A 16964-nucleotide genomic window follows, 5' to 3' on the forward strand; every position below is an offset into this window, starting at 1 on the left:
CCCACCCGGCCTGGCTCATTACTTACATACTCAGGAAGCCGTCATGCACGCGCGTGCGCACGCCCCTTCTCCGTTACGTCAGGCCCTCAAGGAACGCAAGGCCGAGCTTGTCGAACGCTTTTCCGCGCACGGCAAAATCGACACCCTGTTGCACGGCATGTGTCAGGCCGTCGATCAGGCCATGCGCGAAGCATGGGCCGAGTGTCAGATGCCCGACAATCTCGCGCTCGTGGCAGTCGGCGGCTATGGACGCGGCGAACTGTATCCGCACTCGGACGTCGACATTCTCCTGTTGCATCGGAACGCCGAGGGAGCGGCGCTCACGTCGCACGTAGAGCCGTTCATCGGCTTCCTTTGGGACATCGGACTCGAAATCGGCTCGTCGGTGCGTACGGTCGACGAGTGCATCACCGAAGCGCACGCCGACGTTACGGTGCAAACGAGCCTGCTCGAAGCGCGGCTTTTGACGGGCAACCGTGCCTTGTTCGACGAATTCGAACAACGCTTTTCGGCAGACCTGGATCCGCGCGCATTTTTCCGCAGCAAGCAACTGGAAATTCGTCAGCGTCATGCAAAATATCAGGACACTCCATACAGCCTCGAACCGAATTGCAAGGAAAGCCCCGGCGGTCTGCGCGATCTGCAGGTCATTCTCTGGATGACGAAGGCGGCGGGCCTTGGCAATAGCTGGTCGGAACTGTTCGCACGGGACTTGCTGACCGATCGCGAACTGAAGGAATTGCGCCGCAACGAACAATTCCTGAAGGGGCTGCGGGCACGGCTTCACTTGCTCGCACGGCGGCGTCAGGATGTGCTCGTGTTCGACATGCAGACATCGCTCGCGCAGAGTCTGGGCTTCAACGCGACAACGACCAAGCGCGCCAGCGAGCAACTGATGCGCCGCTACTACTGGGCGGCGAAGGCCGTCTCCCAGCTCAATACGGTGCTGCTGCTCAACGTCGAGGCTCGCCTGTTCCCGCAGACCAGCGGCGTCACCCGTGTGATCAACGAGCGTTTCGTCGAGAAGCAGGGAATGATCGAGATCGTGGATGACGAGTTGTACCAACGTCATCCGAACGCGATCCTCGAGACATTCCTGCTATATGAGCAGGTCGTGGGCGTGAAAGGGCTGTCGGCGCGGACGCTACGGGCGCTGTACAATGCCCGCGAATTGATGGATGCGCAATGGCGCGCCGATGCCGAGAACCGCCGCACGTTTCTTGCAATTCTTCAGCAACCGCAGGGCATCACGCATGCCTTGCGCCTGATGAATCAGACGAGCGTGCTTGGCCGGTATCTGATCAACTTCCGTCGCGTGGTCGGACAGATGCAGCACGATCTGTATCACGTGTACACGGTCGATCAGCACATCCTGATGGTCGTGCGCAACATCCGCCGGTTTGCCGTGGCAGAACACACGCACGAGTACCCGTTCTGCAGCCAGTTGATCGCGAACTTCGACAGGCCATGGGTACTGACGATTGCGGCCCTCTTCCACGACATTGCGAAAGGCCGTGGCGGCGATCACTCCACACTCGGCATGGCCGACGCGCGACGTTTCTGCACGCGTCACGGCATCGACAAGGAAGATACCGAGCTGATCGTCTGGCTTGTCGGTGAGCATCTGACGATGAGCACCGTCGCGCAAAAGCAGGACACGACCGACCCCGAGGTCATCCGGCGTTTTGCGGAAAAGGTCGGTAACGAACGGCGTCTGACAGCGCTGTATCTTCTGACGGTCGCCGATATTCGCGGCACCAGCCCCAAAGTCTGGAACGCCTGGAAGGGCAAGCTGCTTGAAGACCTTTATCGGCTTACCTTGCAGGTGCTGGGCGGTGCGAACCCTGATCCGCATTCGCAGTTGAAAACGCGAAAAGAGGAAGCACTCGGGCTGCTGCGACTGTACACCGTGCCTGAGCGCGCGCAGGAAGCGCTCTGGAACACACTCGACGTTGCGTACTTCCTGCGCAACGATCCGGCGGACGTCGCATGGCAGACGCGTCATTTGTGGCGACACGTCGACAGCGCCGTCCCGATCGTCAAGGCGCGCCCGTCGCCGATTGGCGAAGGGCTTCAGGTCATGGTGTACGTGCGCGATCAGGTCGATCTGTTCGCTCGCATATGCGGCTATTTCGAGCGCAAGGGGCTGTCGATTCTCGATGCCAAGGTGCACACGACCAGCCACGGCTTCGCACTGGATAGTTTCCTGTTGACGGACCCAGGCCTCGATACCAGCTACCGTGACATCATCAATCTGGTGGAAAGCGAGTTGGTGTCGTTGCTCACGCGCATCGAGCCTCTGGCGGAGCCGAACAAAGGACGGTTGCCACGACGTTCGCGTAGCTTCCCGGTCACGCCGCGCGTCGATTTGCGGCCTGACGAACGTGGCCAGTATTACCTGCTGTCGGTGTCGGCTAACGACCGCACCGGCTTGCTCTATGCGGTCGCTCGCGTACTTGCGCGTCATGGCGTGAGCGTGCGTACCGCCCGCATCAATACCCTCGGCGAACGTGTCGAAGATACGTTCCTGCTTGATGGCAGCCGTTTGCAGGACAATCGCCTGCAAATTGCCGTCGAGACCGAATTACTAGAAGCATTGGAACCATGAGCGATACCCCGCGCGCCAAACTCGGCGCCAAACATCCCCGCACGCTCGACAAGACCCGCGCACCGGTGCGTTCGTCCGGCGCACTGCGTCGTACGACCAAGGCCGTGCCCGCGTCAATGCTCGACGCCAGCGGCGCGAAAAAGAAGCCTGCGGCAAAACCGGCGCGTCCGCGTCCGGCAGACGATGCCGCGACGCCGGCCGGCGCGCGTCGCCCTGCTGGCAGTGGCGCTGCGCCACGCAAACCCGCTACCGGCGCGGCGAAGCCATATGAAAAGCGCCCCATGGGTGAACGTCCGCCGGTGCGTGGTCAACGTGAGCGCGTTGCAGGGGCGCGCCCCGCACGTTTGGACGAAGACCGTCCGCGTCACAGCACCGAAGGCGGCGCCCGTGGCGATTACGCTCGTCCGGTGAAGCGCGGCACAGACGACCGCGCACCACGTCGTTTCGACGAAGACCGCCCGCGTCGTGCCACCGAAGGTGGCGCCCGCAGCGATTACGCCCGTCCCGCCAAGCGCAGCACAGACGACCGCGCACCACGTCGTTTTGACGAAGACCGCCCGCGCCGTGCCACCGAAGGTGGTGCCCGCAACGATTACGCCCGTCCCGCCAAGCGCAGCACAGACGACCGCGCACCACGTCGTTTCGACGAAGACCGCCCGCGTCGTGCCACCGAAGGTGGTGCCCGCAACGATTACGCTCGCCCCGCCAAACGTGGCACCGACGACCGCGCGCCGCGCCGCTTCGATGACGACCGCCCGCGCCGTGCCACTGAAAGCGCGCCACGCGGCCGCTTCGCTCGTGATGATCGAGACACCCAGGCTGCGCGATCGACACGTCCTGCACGCGCGCCGCGCGCAACCCGCGACGATGACGACGACATCAAGGTCCATCATGATGCCGCCGGGTCGCTGCGTCTGTCCAAGCGCATGTCGGAACTCGGTCTGTGCTCGCGTCGCGAAGCCGATGAGTGGATCGCCAAGGGATGGGTGCGCGTTGACGGCAAGGTCATCACCGAACTCGGCACGAAGATTCTGCCGACGCAGGAAATCACTGTGGTGCAAGCCGCACGAAAGGAGCAGGCCAATCGCGTCACGATCCTGCTGCACAAACCCGTGGGCTACGTCTCCGGACAAGCCGAAGACGGCTACGAACCCGCCGTCGTACTGGTGACACGTGAACACCATTGGTCCGAGGACGATGCCGGCGTACGTTTCTCGCCGTCGCATCTGCGCAGCCTTGCACCGGCCGGCCGCCTCGACATCGACTCGACGGGGCTGCTCGTCCTGACGCAGGATGGCCGCGTCGCCAAGCAACTGATCGGCGAAGACTCGGATATCGAGAAGGAATACCTCGTGCGCGTGTCGTACAACGAGCATGAGCAAAACGTCGAGGCGCACTTCCCCGCAGAGCGTCTGGCCCTTCTACGTCACGGCCTCGAACTCGACGATCAACCGCTCAAGCCCGCACAGGTCGAATGGCAGAACCCGGAGCAACTGCGTTTCGTGCTCAAGGAAGGCAAAAAGCGCCAGATTCGCCGGATGTGCGAACTCGTCGGTCTGCATGTGACCGGCCTCAAGCGCGTGCGCATGGGACGCATCACGCTGGGCAACCTGCCCGTGGGCGAGTGGCGTTACCTACGCACCGGCGAAGGCTTCTGAGACTAAAGGGACTTTGCTAGACGCCCGTTGCCCCCCCCTGAAGGGGGCAGGTCACAGCCGTCAGAAGTGCGCAAGGCGTAGGGAGTGCAGGTGCGGCTGGGTATGTGTTGCGCTACGGATCAGAACTGGCACTCCGCACGCTACGAGGAGACATTCTCGACCGCCTTCTTGGCAAAGGGCATAGCCACGGCACTGAACAGCGCTCTCACTTACCTAGCCGTTGCTTCAGGCGCCATATGGGGAGGCATCGCTGTCGATACCGGGATGGGGTTCAGTCTGCTTTGCTTTGCCTAGTCGCTGCGGGAGCAAACATTGTTTCTTGGGCGATATTTCGGGCTGCGAGGATTTCTCATTGACGATGATGGATCTTCGTCATCTTCGATGCTTTATGGCCGTGGCCGAGGAATTGCATTTCGCTCGCGCAGCGACTGCATGGCAAAAGCCTCTGCACGCAGACGGAACGATTCCGTTGTCCGTCGCCACGTCTCTGCTTCTGGAGAAAGAGGTTCCGTGCTGGAGATGGACACAGGTCGCCGAAACTTGGGAAACGTTTCGCCCGTACTTGTCAGGTCGCCCCCACGGTAGCCAGTCATCGCTGTTTGTCGGCCAAGAGACAGGGCAAGTGGTACGCCGGGGCACCGCTGGCCCTACCGGCGGCCAGGCTGCTATACCCCCCCCTAGCCACGGATACTGAAACTAGCCAGAAGCTCAGGCGAAGCACCTAAGACCACGGAAGATATCGCTTCGCGCTGTTCCTGTCGCTTTCATTCTGAGCTTCACAATAGCCACTTTTCATTGCCATTGATGCCGACGCATTGACGAACAACGCCGGCCAACCGCATCAAACCTCAGTCGTCGCTATTCGGATCGAGTCCGGGGAAGAGAATCTCGGTGAAGCCAAACTTGCTGAAGTCGGTAATCCGCATCGGATAGAGCTTTCCGATCAAATGGTCGCATTCGTGCTGCACCACCCGGGCGTGGAAGCCTTCGGCTACTCGGTCGATAGGGTTACCGGTCTGGTCGACCCCTTCATAGCGCAGCATCGAGTAGCGATTGACCACACCACGCAGCCCCGGCACCGACAGACAGCCTTCCCACCCCTCTTCCATGTCCTGCGTCAGCGGCGTGATGACGGGATTGATGAGTACGGTTTTGGGCACCTCCGGCGCATCCGGATAGCGCTCGTTGTGCTCGAAGCCGAAAATCACCACCTGCAGGTCGACGCCGATTTGCGGGGCCGCGAGACCGGCGCCGTTCGCATGCTTCATGGTGTCGAACATATCTTCGACAAGTTCGTCCAACTCCGGCGTATTGAAATGCTCCACAGCTTTGGCGATACGCAGCAGGCGCGGATCACCCATCTTCAGTATGTCGCGAATCATCGGTTGGGTCCTCACATCAAAGCGCGGCCAACATTGCCCGCATAGCCTCTTCGTCCAGCACGGGCACGCCAAGTGCCTCTGCCTTCGTCAATTTACTGCCCGCCTCGGCGCCCGCCACCACATAGTCGGTCTTCGCCGAGACCGAGCCAGCCACCTTCGCTCCCCGCTCCTCGAGCATGGCTTTCGCCTCGTCGCGCGAGAGCGTCGGCAACGTGCCCGTCAGTACGAACGTCTTGCCCGCCAACGGTAGCGGCGCCACGGCCGCAGGTTCGGACTCCGTCCAGGTGACGCCGGCTGCCCGTAATTGTTCGATCACCTCGACATTATGCGGCTCACCGAAAAAAATGGCGATGGACTGGGCCACAATGGGCCCGACGTCCGGCACCACCAGCAGTTCATCGACGCTAGCCGCCATCAGGTTGTCGAGCTTGCCGAAATGGCGTGCGAGGTCCTTCGCGGTCGCTTCGCCCACATGACGAATACCCAGCGCGAAGATGAACCGCGCCAGCGTCGTGTGACGCGCCGTCTCCAATGCCGCCACCAGATTTGACGCCGACTTGTCGGCCATCCGGTCAAGCACCGCGAGCTTTGCCACACCCAGTTTGAACAGGTCCGCCGGTGTCCGAATAATCTGCTGATCGACCAGTTGCTCAACGAGCTTGTCGCCAAGCCCCTCGATGTCGAGCGCCCGGCGCTGGGCAAAGTGCAGCAACGCCTGCTTGCGCTGCGCCGCACAAATCAATCCGCCGGTGCATCGCGCAATCACTTCGTCCGGCAGCTTCTCGATGGCCGACCCGCACACCGGGCACGCCGTCGGCATGACGAACGCCCGCGCATCGGCCGGCCGGCGCTCAAGCACCGACCCGACGACCTCAGGAATCACATCGCCCGCGCGACGCACGATCACCGTGTCGCCGATCATCACGTCCTTGCGACGGATCTCGTCTTCGTTATGCAGCGTTGCGTTGGTCACGGTCGCCCCGCCCACAAATACCGGCGCAAGCCGTGCCACCGGCGTAATCGCGCCGGTTCGTCCCACCTGCACTTCGATGTCCAGCAATATCGTCAGCGCTTCTTGTGCCGGGAACTTGTGTGCCAGCGCGAAACGGGGGGCGCGTGAGACGAACCCAAGGCGGTCCTGCTCGTCGCGGCGATTGACCTTATAAACCACACCATCGATGTCATACGGCAGCGTCTCACGCGCCTCGCCGACCGCCCGGTAGAACGAGAGTAGCCCGGCGGCGCCTTGCACGACGTCGCGGCGGTCGTTCACCGGAATCCCGAGCGTCACATACCAGTCAAGCAGGGCCGAGTGTGTCTCCGGCATCGGAGCACCCGCCAATTCGCCCACCCCGTAAGCAAAGAACGACAACGGTCGCTTGGCCGTGATCTTCGAATCGAGCTGTCGCAGACTGCCTGCGGCAGCGTTGCGTGGATTGACGAAGACCTTCTCGCCCGCCGCTTCCTGTGCCCGATTGAGTTTGTCGAAGTCGGCGCGGAACATCAGCACCTCCCCTCGCACCTCCAGCACTTCCGGCGGATTGTCGGTATCGAGACGCAGCGGGATTTTCTTGATCGTACGAATGTTCGCGGTGACATCCTCACCGGTCGTGCCGTCGCCGCGCGTTGCCGCCTGCACGAGCACACCATACTCGTAGCGTAGTGCAATCGCCAGACCGTCGAATTTCAACTCGACGGCATATTCAACAGGTGCGCCGAATAGATCACCAGACGGCGCGTTGCCATCGCGGAGCCCATCGGACACACGGCGATCAAACGCCTCGACATCCTCGTCGGCGAAGCCATTATTCAGTGAAAGCATCGGCACACGGTGCACAACCGGCGCGAACCCCTCCACCGGCTTGCCGCCCACGCGTTGCGTAGGCGAATCGGAGCGCTGTAATTCGGGATAGTCGGTCTCGAGCGCGACCAACTCGCCAAACAGGCGGTCGTACTCGGCATCGGGAATCAGCGGCGCATCCTCTTCGTAATAAGCGCGGTTATGACGCGCCAATTCGATGCGCAATTCGGCAGCACGTTGCGCAGCCGCCGTTGCATCGGCCGCCTTTCGCGCGTTCGCACCCTGACCCGGAACTGAAGTTTGGGACATGCTTGGAAACTCGGGATACGAGAAGTCAGAACATTATGCCTTCGACGTACGCACCTGCGCGTCGCCGATAGCAGCAATCAATCGGAATGAAAACGCCGCTCCCCCGACGGTGAACGGCGTGCATCGAACGCGGTGCCTGACAGATTGTCGTCTGCCGTGCACCGCACTCGTCGTTACTGACTGAACAGGCGGCGCGTCACCGGTGAGCCTGCCGGCAGACCGCGCGCCTCGAGGCGCTCGTAGAGCTTGAGCAATTGCTTGTCGACGTTTTGCAGTGCAGCATCCGAAAGCGGCCGACGCTGATCGTCCACCACGCGTCCACCGATACGCTGCCCGATCGAACGGGCGTAATCGCACATCAGGCGGAACGGTAGCAGGTCTTCGTCGGCCACCGGCACATCGAGCAGCATCGTAATCAAATCACCGCCCTTGTATGTCAAATCGTCGCGCAGGAAGTTCGTGTCGCCGAATTGCAGCATGAACACCGGATTCTGGCGAGCATCGAGTTTGACGAAACGCATGCCGTCGCGCGAGAGCAGCAGACCATCCTGCGTCGCCACCGCCTGAACGTAGTTCGCCGACCAGGGGGCACCGTCCGAGAGCACGTTGACCGACAGTTGCGCGTCGCATTGCGCGGCGAAATTGTCCAGTTCACGGCCACGGGCCACCGTCTCCATCATGTCGGGCAGTTCCGGCAAGGCGTCAACCGCGTCGGCGAGGGTCTGAACGAGGTTCGAGAACTCCGAGAACTCGACTTCGTTCAACGCACCCGCGCGGTTGGCCAACTGCACGGCCATGCGCAACTGATGGTAGCGTCCGCCGGTGCGAATCAACGCCCACGGCGAATGCTCGTCGGCACGCCCTTCGACGTTGACCGGCTTGCTGCCAGCACGTCGCATGCGCACGGTCAACGGCATCAGGCGCTCCGCAGCCACCATGTTTGCCAAAGGCAGTTCGACGATGCAGTCGATGCGCTCGTCGATAACCGGCGGCGGGCCGCTCGGCACTGCGGGACGAGCGGCCGCGATGGGTGCCGGCGGCGCCACCGGAGCAACGGAAGCAGCCGAAGCAGCCGGCTCCGCCACCGGCGCCGCAGCGCCTTCTGCGTGTGCAAGGGTTTCGGCATCGGGCGCCGCGGCAGCCGCAGCCACCGCGCCAGCCGCGGCGGCATCCACGGTGTCGTCGGCCGCGAGTTCGGCGTCGACGCGCGCCACCGTGCTCACAGCGGCGGCTTGTTCCGCGTCGTGCGCTTGCTCGTCGGGATGACCCGGCAGGTGGGCGTCGGTCACCAATGGGGTTTCGCCCGTACTCGCGCCCGCTCCATCGGTTTGCGCCGCGAGAGCGGCCGCCTCCTGTGCGGCGCGCTTGCGTGCGGCAGGCGGCGCATCCCAGGCGTCTTCGTTAATGGTAAAGGCATCCTGCACCGACGTACCGGACGCCGCAGCCGGGCCGCCCAGGGTCGGCTCACGGCGCTCGCCCGAATGCGCAGGCACGCGCGGGGGCGAAAGCGTCGGTTCGATGAACGGGCGATCGTCGTCGGCGTCGGGCGTCCCTGCAGTCGCGTCGATACCGGCACCATCGACCGGCATGCGACGCGGGATGCGTGCGCGTGCTTTGCTGCCCTGCCAGGCGTTATATGCCACGACCCCCAGCAGTACCACTACCCCTGCGGCAATCAAACTCAGCTGCAGTTCATTCATGCGCGGCGTTCCTCTCTCTTCTCCATCTTAGGCGCGGGGTCAGGCGATCTCGGCCAGATTGATCGCAGACTCCATGTCCACCGCCACGATCCGCGACACCCCTTGTTCCTGCATGGTGACGCCGATGAGCTGATTGGCCATTTCCATCGCGATTTTGTTGTGCGAAATAAATACGAATTGGGTACGGTCCGACATGCGCGCCACCATCTTGGCGTAGCGCTCGGTGTTGGCATCATCAAGCGGTGCGTCCACCTCATCGAGCAAGCAGAACGGCGCCGGGTTGAGCTGGAACATCCCGAACACCAGCGCAATCGCCGTGAGCGCCTTCTCACCACCAGACAACAAATGAATCGTAGAGTTCTTCTTGCCCGGCGGTTGCGCCATCACCTGAACGCCCGCGTCGAGAATTTCGTCGCCGGTCATGATGAGCTTGGCCTGTCCACCGCCGAACAGCATCGGGAAGAGTTCGCCGAAATGTTTGTTCACTTCGTCGAACGTGCCTTGCAGCAGCACCCGCGTCTCTTCGTCGATCTTGCGAATGGCGCCCTCGAGCGTTTCGATGGCGTCGTTCAGGTCGGCCGACTGTGCGTCGAGGAAAACCTTGCGGTCGCGCGCCGTTTCCAGCTCTTCGAGCGCGGCCATATTGACCGGACCCAACGCATTGATCGCATTGTTGATGCGGGTGACTTCACCTTGCAGATACGACGGCTTCAGATCTGGCGTGAGCTTGGCGGAGAGCGCCTCCTCATCGACTTCGGCCGTCGTCAATTGCTCGACGAACTGCTCACGGTTCAGGCGTGCCGCCTGTTCCTTCAACTGCAATTCCGTAATGCGGTCGCGCAGCGGTTGCAGCCCGCGCTCCGCGGCAAGACGTTCTTCGTCGCTCTGACGCAGCTTTTGCGTCAGCGCATCGAGTTCGATACGGGCAGCCCCGAGAATCTCTTCCTTCTCGGCGCGTAATTCGAGTGCGTCCTGCAAGCCATTCTCGACTGTCTGCTCCGTGATCTGTGCGAGTTCGGCCTGCGCCTGCTCGATCGACACCACCAGACGTTCGGCCTGCTCAAGCGCCGTCTGAATATTACGGCGGTGCTCGTCGATCTTGCTCGAGATCCCTTTCTGACCGTAAGACGCCTCCTGCGCCAGGCGCTCCAGCTCGCGCGCACGGTTGCGTGCGTCGGAGAGCTGACTGTCGAGCGATTCGAATTCGAGTTGACCGTCTTCGAATGCCGCCTGCAATTCGGCCAAACGCGAATCGCTTTGCTCGAAATTCGCTTCCGACTCGGCGCGCAGCGCGACCTGCTCTTCGATCTGTGCGGCAATCTCGCTCAGTTCTTCGTCGATCTGCGTGCTGCGGGCGTTATAGCGCTCGTAGGCTTGCGTGAGCTTGAGCACATCCATTTGCAGCGCGTGTACGCGCTGCGTGGCACGCTCTGCACGTCCGCGCACCTCGGTCAGGGACTGCGCCGCCTGACTATAGGCCGCCTCCGCGCGCACAGCGCTCGACTTAGCGTCGTCGGCGAGCAGAGCTTGGGCACGCAGTTGCTTGCCCAGATTCTCGATTTCCTGCTGACGGGCCAGCAAACCGGCCTGTTCGGAGTCTGCGGCGTAAAGCTGCACGCCAACGCGCGTAACCTGGTGGCCCGCCTTGACGACAATCGATGCCCCTTCGGGCAGTTGCGCCCGGGCGACCATGGCTTGCGTCAGATCGTCGGCCACGAAAACGTGACCGAGCCATTCCTGCAATACGGCGCGCAGGCCTGGATCGTCGATACGGAGCAACGCGAGCAACGGGCGCAACGCGGTCGGGGCTTCGAGCGGACGGGCCGCTGGCGGCGGCGAATAGAACGCCAGTTTGGCCGGCGGCGCATCGCTCGCGAAGGCCTTCACCCAGTCCAGATTGCTGATTTCCAGCGCGGCAAGACGCTCACGCAGCACCGATTCGAGCGCGTTTTCCCAGCCCGGCTCGATATGCAGCTTCTTCCAGAGACGCGGCAGTTGCGCCAGCTCGTGTTTGTCGAGCCAAGGCTGAACCTTGCCCTCCGTCTGCACGCTTTCCTGCAACTGCTTGAGCGCCGTCAGACGCGCCTCGAGTTGCGCGATGGTCGCGGCTTCCGACTGCACGCGAGCCTGCGCTTCGGCACGCTCGGCTTCCAATCGAGGCAGCCGTTCCTGTGCATCGGCGAGTTCGGCCTGTGCGTCCTCGAGCATCGCCTGATGTTCGGCGAGGTCGGCGCGTTGCATTTCCAGTTCGGCTTCATCGGGCTTGTCGAGCCCGCGCGCCTCACCTTGCAAACGCTCCTGACGCTGCTGCAACTGCTGCAAGGCCTGATCGGCGTTGCGCTGGTGCGCTGCTTCGAGCTTCAAACTCTGCTCGACCTGGGCGATCTCGCTGCGTTGCTCGTTGAGCAAATTCTGCGCATCGCGCCAACCGGTTTCGAGCGCAGGCAGCGCGTCGTTCTGATCGGCTGCCTGATCTTGCGCGGTGGCCGCGCGCTCTTCGGCGATGACGAGTTCTTCTTCGGCGAGCGCGAGTTCTTCTTCCGATTGCGCGGAACGGGCCTGCCACTGCTCGCGCTGGGAGGTGAGCGCGGCCAATTGGGCCTGCACGCGATTGCGCGACTCGACAACGTAGCGAATCTCGGCTTCCAGACGGCTGACTTCCGAATTCGCCTCGTACATGGCGCTTTGCGCGGCCTGTACGGCGTCGGTGGCCGTGTAGTGAGCGGCGCGCAGCGTTTCAAGATCGGCTTCCGAACCGCGCAGACGCGCCATCTGGGCTTCGAGATCGACCTGAGCCGATTCGATGGCGCGTTGCTGACGCTCTTGTTCATTCTGGGCTTCGTTCTTGCGCAGCAGCCACAACAACTGCTGCTTCTCTTCGCCGTCGCGCTGCAAGTCCTTGAATCGGTTGGCGACAACGGCCTGCGATTCGAGCTTCTCGAGATTGGTGCCGAGTTCGCGCAGAATGTCTTCAACGCGCGTGAGGTTTTCACGCGTGTCCTGCAGGCGATTCTCGGTCTCGCGACGGCGTTCCTTGTACTTGGACACCCCCGCGGCTTCTTCGAGGAACACGCGCAACTCTTCCGGCTTGGCCTCGATGATGCGCGAGATCATCCCCTGCCCGATGATGGCGTAGGCACGCGGCCCGAGGCCGGTACCAAGGAAGATGTCCTGAATGTCGCGGCGACGGGCCGGCAGGTTGTTGATGTAGTAGCTGGAGGTGCCGTCGCGCGTGAGCACGCGCTTGACGGCGATTTCGGCGTACTGGCTCCACTGCCCGGCGGCGCGCCCGGCGCTGTTGTCGAACACGAGTTCGACGCTCGCGCGGCTCGCCTGTTTGCGGGCGGTCGATCCGTTGAAAATCACGTCCTGCATCGATTCGCCGCGCAGCTCCGAGGCGCGCGACTCGCCGAGCACCCAACGCACGGCATCGATGATGTTGGATTTGCCGCACCCGTTCGGGCCGACAATCCCGACCAATTGGCCAGGTACCGCGAAGTTCGTCGGATCGACGAATGACTTGAAGCCAGCGAGTTTGATGGAGGTCAGACGCACGGCAGGTTCGCTTTATCGGTCATTGAATGATGGGAAAGACGCAGACGCGCTAGCTGGTCCTGTCGGGCCTTGCGCACGCTGGTGCGCGCAGGCCGCTTACATCGATATAACATCGGTACGCATCATACCATCGCATCCCCTACCGTCGCGGATTTACAACGACGCGAATCCGGCAAAATGCCTGACAGGACACCGGCCGCCACAATGCACAGCCCGCCGGCGATTTCACGCACGCCCAGCCCTTCGCTGGCGAGCCACCAGGACGAAATGGCCGCCACGACAATTTCGAAGAGCATGATGAGCGCCGCCTGATTGGCCGGCACACGCGCCAGGCCGAACTGCACGACGACGTTGGTTGCCGCAATGGCGCAACCCAGCGCCAGCACAACCGCTACGGTCGCGGCGCTCGACGTGAGGGCCGCGACCGTAGCACGGCCAGCTTCGGCGCCACCGTCGAACGGCAGCACCAGCAACCCGCCGACCGCACAGCCGAGATAAAGCGTCCAACTGCGCATTTCTGCGCGCACCCCCGGCAACGACTGACTGACGCGCCGCAGCAGCACGTTATTGAGGGCGAAAGCCGCACCGGCAATGGCTCCGGCCCATTCGCCGGGGTTATTCGGCACGGGCCAGCCCAACTCGGGCGACCAGAGCATCAGCCCCGCCCCGCCCAACGCCAGCGCGATCAGGCCCGCACCACGCAAGCCGACGCGCTCGCCGAGCAGCCAGTGAGCGAAAAGCGCCGTCCATACAGGGGTCAGATAGAAAAGCAGCAGCACACGCATGACATGGCCGTGCGTCGTCCCCCAGACAAACGCCACGTTGGTCGTGCCGCCCGCGAACGCCACACCGGCCAGCAGCCACGACCAGCGCAGCGTACCAAGTGAGCGACGATAAACCAGCGTGAGCAGCAGCAACGCCACGCTCGCGGTGCATATCTGCGCAGGCACCGCCGCCACGCCCCACTGGCCAAGCATGCGGTAGGGAAACCAGGCCAGTCCCCACACGGAGGAACCGATGAGAATGCTCAAGGCGGGTGCCGCCCGGGTGCGCAGCGAAGCGCCGGCGTTCGATGCCGGGCCGTGCGCGCCGTTGCCGGCTATGGTCATACTGTTGACTCCTGAAAAACCTGAGATACTCCGCAGACTTGCCTCATTGGCGCCTCGGAATGTGCTGAATTACGCGGCGGTCGCGCTTTGTGGGCGCCGTAACGGTATAATTTTCGCTTTGCCGATCTTGCCATTCTTGAGCGCGTCCGGGAACCCCTTTGCGTGATGTACTGGATAAGTGCGAACCCATATGTGGCATGCCATCCGCAAGCCCGGCGCCGGAAAACGCATCATGGCGCGCCGGTGTCCGGGAGATCCGGCCCAGCCGTCTCGCGCGGCCCGAATTGCCTCGAGCGTTGCCCTGAGTGGCATCGCGAACCCTAGCCCTGAGTCTGTTTGAATTCTCGTGAACCCATTACTCGACAAGCTCCAGCCCTATCCCTTTGAACGCCTGAAGTCGCTGGTAGCGGATGTGACGCCCGCCAGTGCGTACAAGGCCATCAGCTTCGGCATCGGTGAGCCCAAGCACCCGACGCCGCAGTTCATCAAGGAAGCCCTGATCGAAGGGTTGGGCGGCCTCTCGAACTACCCCGCCACGGCGGGCGGCGAGCCCCTGCGCGCGGCGATTGCCCAGTGGCTGGAGCGCCGCTACGCACTGCCCAACGTGAATCCGGCCACCGAAGTGTTGCCTGTCACGGGCTCGCGCGAGGCGCTCTTCTCGTTCGCACAGGCGGTGGTCGATGGCAGCAAACCCGGCGCGCGGGTGCTGTGCCCGAACCCGTTCTACCAGATTTACGAAGGAGCAACGCTGCTCGCTGGCGCCACGCCCTACTATGTCGACAGCGATCCGGCGCGCAACTTCGCCCCGAATTACGAAGACGTGCCGGCGGATGTCTGGCGCAACGTCCAGCTCGTTTATCTCTGCTCGCCCGGCAATCCGACCGGCGCCGTGCTGGGCCTCGCCGAGTGGAAGCGTCTGTTCGAACTCTCGGACCAGTACGGCTTTGTGATTGCGTCCGACGAGTGCTATTCCGAGATCTATTTCGACGAGGAGCGCGCGCCGCTGGGCGGTCTTGCGGCCGCCCACCAACTGGGTCGCGGTTTCGAGCGTCTGGTGGTGTTCTCCAGCCTGTCGAAGCGTTCGAACGTGCCGGGCATGCGCTCGGGCTTCGTGGCTGGCGACGCCGCCATTCTGAAGAAATTCCTGCTGTACCGCACGTACCATGGCTGCGCGATGAGCCCGGCCGTGCAGGCAGCGAGTGTCGCGGCGTGGAACGACGAAGCCCACGTGCGCCTGAACCGCAGCAAGTACCTGAAGAAATTCCAGACCGTCACGCCGATGCTCGCCGAAGTGCTCGACGTGCGCCTGCCGGACGCGGGCTTCTACCTGTGGGCCAAGGTTGATGCGAAAACCGGCCTGTCCGACATGGAATTCACGCGCCAATTGCTGGCGCAATACAATGTGGCCGTACTGCCCGGATCGTACCTCGGTCGCGCGGCGCACGGCACCAACCCGGGCGAGCACTATGTGCGCATCGCCCTCGTGGCCGATGTGGACGAATGCACCGAAGGCGCCCAGCGCATCGTGCAGTTCTGCCAATCCCTTTAATCCTTACTGCAACTGATTCTCGCCATGTCGCAACAACTGCAAACCACCATCGACCAAGCCTGGGAAAACCGTGCCGAGATTTCGGCCAAGTCGGCACCTGCCGACGTGCGTGAGGCAGTCGCCCACGTCATCGCCGAGCTGGACAAGGGCGCCCTGCGCGTGGCCCAGAAGCAAGACGGCCAGTGGATCGTGAACCAGTGGATCAAGAAGGCCGTGCTGCTGTCGTTCCGCCTCGAAGACAATGCCGTGATGCCCGCCGGCGGCTTCAGCCAGTTCTACGACAAGGTGCCGAGCAAGTTCGCCAGCTACACCGCTGACGACTTCGCGCGCGGCGGCTTCCGCGTGGTGCCCCCGGCAGTGGCACGCCGCGGCTCGTTCATCGGCAAGAACGTCGTGCTGATGCCGTCGTACACGAACATCGGCGCCTACGTTGACGAAGGCACGATGGTCGACACGTGGGCCACCGTCGGTTCATGCGCACAGATCGGCAAGAACGTTCACCTCTCGGGTGGCGTCGGTATCGGCGGCGTGCTTGAGCCGCTGCAAGCCAATCCGGTCATCATCGAAGACAATTGTTTCATTGGCGCCCGCTCGGAAGTCGTGGAAGGCGTGATCGTCGAAGAAAACTCGGTGATCTCGATGGGCGTGTATCTGGGTCAGTCGACCAAGATCTACGATCGCGAAACGGGTGAAGTGCATTACGGCCGTGTGCCGGCCGGTTCGGTCGTCGTGCCGGGCAACCTGCCGTCGAAGGACGGCAAGTACAGCCTGTACTGCGCCGTGATCGTGAAGAAGGTCGACGCGCAAACGCGCGCCAAAACGGCGATCAACGACCTGCTGCGCGGCGAATAAGTCCACGCGGCACCGACGAGGCGCGGTCGCAGTCCTGGCTGCGACGTTGCGCCTCGTTTTTTTGTAATCGCGACATCAGGAGTTCTGGCGATGACGGCAGTGCTGTATGGCATTCCCAACTGCGATACCGTGAAGAAGGCGCGCATGTGGCTCGACGAGCGCGGCGTGGCGTACGACTTCCACGACTTCAAGAAAGCGGGCGTGAACGACGCACTGCTGGGTAACTGGCTCGCCCAGGTGCCGCTCACCACGCTGCTCAACCGCAAGGGCACAACGTGGCGCAAGCTCTCGCCGGAGCAACAGGCTGCGGCGGCCGACGAGTCGGTCGCCCGCGCCCTGATGATCGAAAACCCGTCGCTCATCAAACGCCCTGTGCTGGTGGCCGACGGCAAGGTTTCCGTGGGCTTCACGCCCGACAGTTACGCCTCACGATTCTGATTT

At 62.9% G+C, this 16964-nt stretch carries 10 protein-coding genes; 5 read left to right on the plus strand and 5 right to left on the minus strand.

Annotated features, from left to right (window positions below; genetic code table 11):
• The first annotated feature begins 43 nt into the window (after positions 1 to 43).
• Together PHO31112_RS23195 and PHO31112_RS23200 are read left to right on the plus strand one after the other, a co-directional pair.
• Positions 44 to 2608 (plus strand): [protein-PII] uridylyltransferase, encoded by a 2565-nt coding sequence (locus PHO31112_RS23195; protein ID WP_150623523.1) that lies wholly within the window; start codon positions 44 to 46, stop codon positions 2606 to 2608.
• Complete coding sequence (locus PHO31112_RS23200) at positions 2605 to 4266, plus strand: pseudouridine synthase (RefSeq protein ID WP_150623525.1); 1662 nt, start codon at positions 2605 to 2607, stop codon at positions 4264 to 4266. The genes PHO31112_RS23195 and PHO31112_RS23200 overlap by 4 nt, the downstream gene beginning before the upstream one ends.
• A gap of 848 nt (positions 4267 to 5114) precedes the next feature.
• Here PHO31112_RS23200 and def read toward each other — a convergent pair.
• From def to PHO31112_RS23230, 5 genes are all read right to left on the minus strand, one after another.
• Complete coding sequence (def, locus tag PHO31112_RS23210) at positions 5115 to 5648, minus strand: peptide deformylase (protein ID WP_150623529.1); 534 nt, start codon at positions 5646 to 5648, stop codon at positions 5115 to 5117.
• Positions 5649 to 5664: 16 nt separating this feature from the next.
• Complete coding sequence (gene ligA / locus PHO31112_RS23215; RefSeq protein ID WP_150623531.1) at positions 5665 to 7758, minus strand: NAD-dependent DNA ligase LigA; 2094 nt, start codon at positions 7756 to 7758, stop codon at positions 5665 to 5667.
• Between the two features lie 173 nt (positions 7759 to 7931).
• The gene (locus PHO31112_RS23220) at positions 7932 to 9458 is read right to left on the minus strand and encodes a cell division protein ZipA C-terminal FtsZ-binding domain-containing protein (protein ID WP_150623533.1); all 1527 of its coding nucleotides are present in this window, start codon (positions 9456 to 9458) and stop codon (positions 7932 to 7934) included.
• Positions 9459 to 9497: 39 nt separating this feature from the next.
• A complete protein-coding gene (smc, locus tag PHO31112_RS23225) occupies positions 9498 to 13013 on the minus strand; it encodes a chromosome segregation protein SMC (protein WP_150623535.1) in 3516 nt (1171 codons plus the stop codon).
• Between the two features lie 122 nt (positions 13014 to 13135).
• Complete coding sequence (locus PHO31112_RS23230) at positions 13136 to 14122, minus strand: DMT family transporter (RefSeq protein ID WP_150623537.1); 987 nt, start codon at positions 14120 to 14122, stop codon at positions 13136 to 13138.
• 346 nt (positions 14123 to 14468) lie between these two features.
• Here PHO31112_RS23230 and dapC point away from each other — a divergent pair, with 346 nt between their 5' ends.
• The 3 genes from dapC (at position 14469) to PHO31112_RS23245 (ending at position 16961) form a co-directional block, all read left to right on the plus strand.
• Positions 14469 to 15671 (plus strand): succinyldiaminopimelate transaminase, encoded by a 1203-nt coding sequence (dapC, locus tag PHO31112_RS23235; RefSeq protein ID WP_150623539.1) that lies wholly within the window; start codon positions 14469 to 14471, stop codon positions 15669 to 15671.
• 24 nt (positions 15672 to 15695) lie between these two features.
• Entirely contained in the window at positions 15696 to 16523 is an 828-nt protein-coding gene (dapD, locus tag PHO31112_RS23240; protein ID WP_150623541.1) for a 2,3,4,5-tetrahydropyridine-2,6-dicarboxylate N-succinyltransferase, read from the plus strand.
• Between the two features lie 90 nt (positions 16524 to 16613).
• On the plus strand, positions 16614 to 16961 hold the full coding sequence (locus tag PHO31112_RS23245) for an ArsC family reductase (protein ID WP_150623543.1): 348 nt from the start codon (positions 16614 to 16616) through the stop codon (positions 16959 to 16961).
• Positions 16962 to 16964 lie beyond the last annotated feature (3 nt).

The sequence above is a fragment of the Pandoraea horticolens genome, assembly GCF_902459555.1.
Classification (GTDB): Bacteria; Pseudomonadota; Gammaproteobacteria; order Burkholderiales; family Burkholderiaceae; genus Pandoraea; species Pandoraea horticolens.